Origin of the sequence: Salinibacter sp., assembly GCF_036626415.1 — a bacterium.
GTDB lineage: Bacteria > Bacteroidota > Rhodothermia > Rhodothermales > Salinibacteraceae > Salinibacter.
The window spans coordinates 1-4,214 of sequence record NZ_JAZKRW010000186.1 but is presented as its reverse complement, the minus strand read 5'-3'; the positions used below and the strand labels follow the sequence as shown (position 1 = coordinate 4,214).

Genomic DNA, 4,214 nt, shown 5'->3' with positions numbered 1-4,214 from the left:
GTCGGAGGGGGGTTCTGCGTCCCGTCCGGACGGATGGGTGCCCTCCCTTCGCAGCATGGGGCAAGACGCACTGACGATCGCGGAGGCTCCGTTCACGCTCTCACGCTCCCAGCAACTCTTGACGCTTGGGGCCTCGGGGGTCCTGCTCAGTGCCATGTCGGCCCTTGACCGCCCGGTGTATCGGGGGCTCCAGGATCGTTCGGCCCCCACCACCGCTCCCACCGCCCTCGCGGCGACCCCCGGGCAGTGGTATGACCGGCTGGGGCCGGATCGGGCGGCCCTCGGGACGGCGGGCCTCTTGGCCGCCGGGGGGCTCCTTCTTCAACGCCGCTCGTTCACCCGCACCTCGGTCCGAGTGCTCGAAGCAGTGGCCTACACGAAGGTCGTGACGGGGGTTGCAAAAGGGCTGTTTAGCCGATCGCGCCCATTTGTGGGGGCGGGCCCCTTTGCGGGAGAGCCCGGCAGCTTCGACGGAGTGCATTCTCGCACGTCGATGCCCTCCGGCCATACGGCCCGCGCCTTCGCGATCGCGTCGGTCCTGGCGCACCAGGCCGACCGCTGGTACGTGTCGGCACCGGCCTACGGACTGGCCGCCTCCGTCGGGATGGAGCGCATCCGGAGCGGGGACCACTGGCTGACGGACGTGGCGGTAGGGGGGGCGCTGGGATACTTTATTGGGCGGGTGGTGTCGTCCGCCCCGCCGGCGTCCAACGAGGTCCAGTACACCCCCATCCTCTCCACCGATCGGGTTGGGCTCTCGATCCAGTTTTAGCGAGAGGAGGCGTCGCTACGGAGAGGGCGACTCGGTCGTCCGCATCCGCTGCAACTGGTGCAGAAACAGGTATGCCCCGAGGGCGATGAAGAGATAGTAGCCGAGAAGGCGCCAGGTGAGGAGCGTGGGGGCGACGAGGGCTTCGGGCATGAGGGGCCCAATGAAGAGGGCGTACAGGCCTTCGAGGCCGCCGGAGCCCCCAGGGGTCGGCATGATGAGTCCTACCAGCATCATCGCCGCCGAGCGGGCGAAGAGCAGCAGCGCATCCGCGGCGTGGACGCTGCGGACGATGAAGAAGATGAGGGCGTAGCGGGCGAGCCAAGCGAGGGCCGTAAGGGAAAAGCCGTAGGCATAAAACGCGGCCGACCGGCTTCCGAGGTGCCGCGCCCGGCGAAAGTACGCCCGCATTTCCTGCATGACCGTCTCACGGAAGCGTCGGAGGTACGGCCACCGAAAGCACCAGTCCGTAATTTCTACGAGCAGGCGGGGGCGGACCAGTGTGGCGTAGGCGTAAAGGCTCGACCAGATCAGCAGCCCCCCAAAATAGGCGACCAGGCTCCACACCCCAATCGCGCCGGCCGCCTCTGGCAGCAAGTCGATGGTAAAGGTCGCCAGAACCAGGAGGGGGATGGCCACCAAGAACCACAGCTGGTCGAGCAGCACGCAGAAAAACATGAGGGCGGCCGACTCGCCGACCGCGAGGTCTTCGTCCCGGGCCACATAGAAGGCCGCCACCGGGCCGCCGCCCACCACCGACGGGGTCACGCTGGAGAAGAAGTCCCACGCGAGTTGCCCTCGCGTGCCGCTCCAGATGCTGAGCCGCCCTTCCGAGACCTGGCTCAGGCGCCAGCCCCCGAGTCCGAGGCGGGCCACCGAAGCGACGGCGGCCGCGACAAGCAGCCCCGGGTCCAGGTGCTGAATGAGGCGGCGGAAGGCGTCGGCGTCGAACGTGACGTAGCCAACCCCCGCGAGCACGAGCGCACTGAGCAGGAGGGACACCACGATGTTGCGGACGGAGCCGGCGGCCCGAGGTTGAACGCTCCCTTCAGGGGACTCGTCCTCCGTAGACGGAGCGGACGTATCAGAGGAGGGGGAAGGCATCGGCAGAGAAGCACCAGAGGAGAACCCCGTTTGCGAAGGACGGCGGGCCGGGACGCGAAGGGAGGGGGCCGCCATCCCAAATGGTGTCTCGTCCTACCCGCCATGGGAAAAAAGGTTTGGGAGAGAGCACCGCCAAGGGGGCATAGGCGGCAGTCTTCTGCAAGTCTCGTTCTATGGCGGAATGACGTCGAACCGATTGACGGAGGGGGTCCCCCTGAGGGAACGAGGAAACTTGAGATTGCACGCTAAGGCCGGCCGTGGCCTGAAAGGAGGGACTATCGGGCCGCTCGATACACAGGGTAAGAGGCCTCCGGCAATCTTGGTCGCGGTGAGAACGACGCCAGCCTGACAGGTCCACGGTGGAGGAGGACGTCCCCGTCGATTCCCGGCGAGACGAGGCGCGTAACGGTGTGGGCCGAATGCCACACGTGAGGGACACGCAGAGAAGCCGAAGGAGCATGACGCTGCGGCCAACCCATGGATCTCAGATACTGGCCTCAGAAGCTGCAGCTTCTCAAACTATAGAATTCACTCTGGGCTAAAAACCACTCTTGCCATGCAGTCTCGTCTTCGGTCCGGGTTTGTGGGCGGGGCACTCGGCTCCATCTTCATCACCGCAATTATGCTTGCGATGTTCGCCATCGGGGGAGTCACTCCGATGTTCATGTCTACCTTTACCGCAACGTTCGGCCCGTCCAGCTCGATCGTCGCGGGACTTGCGGGCGGTGCACTATTCGTGCTGAGCGGGGCCCTCTGGGGCGTGCCGTTTGCGGCGCTCGTCCGGGCGCCCACGATCTGGAAAGGAATTGCATTCGGGCTGGTGCCGGCGCTCTGGCTGTGGCTTGTCGTTGCGCCGGGGATGCTGGGGAAACCGGTCTTCTTCGGGTTCGCCCCTCCGAAGTTGATCCTGCCATTTGTGTTTAATTGTCTCGTGTGGGGAACGACGGTCGGCGGGTACACCGCTGGGGCGAAGGAGCCGGCGGCGAGCTGAGGCATGCCGCACAGCTCCCCTGCGCCACACAGTTGTGCTGACAGAGCACAGCAATTCTGCGAACAGTTCCTGTCGAGGCCCTCCGGCAGAAGCATCTCAACGGACGGAGGGGGGCGTCTCAGAGCCACGATCTCTAGGGCGCCTCCGTAGGTCAGCAAACCAACGTTAAAAATCGTCATTCCGAGCGGCTTCCGCTTGACTCAAAGAGAGTCTCAGAGGAGGCCTTGTGGGCCCCTTCGATACCCTCCTTTCACTGTGCGCCGGTCGCCCAGAATGACGTCCGAATAGATGTATTTTGGTGGAGCGTGCGGCAAGACGGGCAGGAAGAGGATCAGGGCTGAGAATCGGACCTGAACTGTTGTTCTGTGCGGGGCCAGTCTTCTTGTAACGGATTCCCGCCGAACGTCGTATGGTACGTGAACGGCCCACCAAAGAAGCCGCATCTCTTCCATTTACTGTGTCTGCCCAACGCCGCTCAGCGATGAATCGACTTACAGCACGCCTGCTTTGCGCCTTCGGCATTGCCCTGACCGGTCTCTTCCTCGTGCTGGGCCAGGCCCATGCCCAACGGGGGCTCGACCTCGAAAACGACACCCTAACCCAGTCGGTGTTCATTCACCCGCCGATCGACGTGTCGGGAGAGGGGCTCGACCTGACGACCAGCGAGCACGAATACCGAGAGCCGCTTCGCCTGGCAGACCAGTTGGGACGGGACTTCATCGTCGAGAAGCTCAATGAGGATGGCATCTCGCGCCCCTACCCTCCGGAAACCAACGGGAAACAAAATGAGGACTGGTACGGCTGGCGCAGGGATGTCCGTGCTCCCTTTGAGGCGACCGTGGCCCGCGTGCTGGAACCAGACACCGTCAACACGCCGGGAACGATGAATAGAGAGGCGCAACCTGGGGGAATCGTATTCGAGCACACGTCGGAGAACGTAACCGTCCTCCACGCGCATGTGCGGGAGATCGAGGTAGAGGAAGGAGAGACCGTCAAACCGGGAGAAGTCGTCGGCAAGGTGGGCAACAACGGCAACTCGCGAAATCCCCACGTCCACATCGGGGCCTGGAAGGGCGATCCATCAAAGCTTGGAGCCAAAGAAGGCACGCCGCTTCAGATCCAGGTGGACCTCTACGCCGAGGAGCGGTTTGGATCAGACACAGGAGGCCAGTGAACCACCGGCACCGACCGCTTACCAGCACCAGCTCGACAGCACCAGCTCGACAGCACCAGCTCGACAGCACCAGCTCGACAGCACCAGCTCGACAGCATCAGATCAACAGCGCCAACTCAATAGCGCCAACTCAATAGCGTCAGCTCAATGAGCGAAGCAAACAGCCCTTCCGATCA

Annotated in this window: 4 protein-coding genes; 3 read left to right on the top strand and 1 reads right to left on the bottom strand. The window is 64.0% G+C overall.

Annotated features, from left to right (window positions below):
- A partial coding sequence (locus V5A20_RS13350; RefSeq protein WP_332327560.1) for a phosphatase PAP2 family protein occupies positions 1-772 on the top strand: 772 nt, incomplete at its 5' end.
- A gap of 15 nt (positions 773-787) precedes the next feature.
- On the opposite strand, the gene V5A20_RS13345 is transcribed toward V5A20_RS13350, so the two are convergent.
- Positions 788-1,873, bottom strand: a complete 1,086-nt coding sequence (locus tag V5A20_RS13345) for a lysylphosphatidylglycerol synthase transmembrane domain-containing protein (RefSeq protein ID WP_332315590.1) — start codon at positions 1,871-1,873, stop codon at positions 788-790.
- A 556-nt stretch (positions 1,874-2,429) separates the two neighbouring features.
- Between V5A20_RS13345 and V5A20_RS13340 the strand changes: the two genes are divergently transcribed.
- Together V5A20_RS13340 and V5A20_RS13335 are read left to right on the top strand one after the other, a co-directional pair.
- Positions 2,430-2,864, top strand: a complete 435-nt coding sequence (locus V5A20_RS13340) for a hypothetical protein (RefSeq protein WP_332315589.1) — start codon at positions 2,430-2,432, stop codon at positions 2,862-2,864.
- A 481-nt stretch (positions 2,865-3,345) separates the two neighbouring features.
- On the top strand, positions 3,346-4,038 hold the full coding sequence (locus V5A20_RS13335; RefSeq protein ID WP_332327559.1) for a M23 family metallopeptidase: 693 nt from the start codon (positions 3,346-3,348) through the stop codon (positions 4,036-4,038).
- Positions 4,039-4,214: the final 176 nt, after the last annotated feature.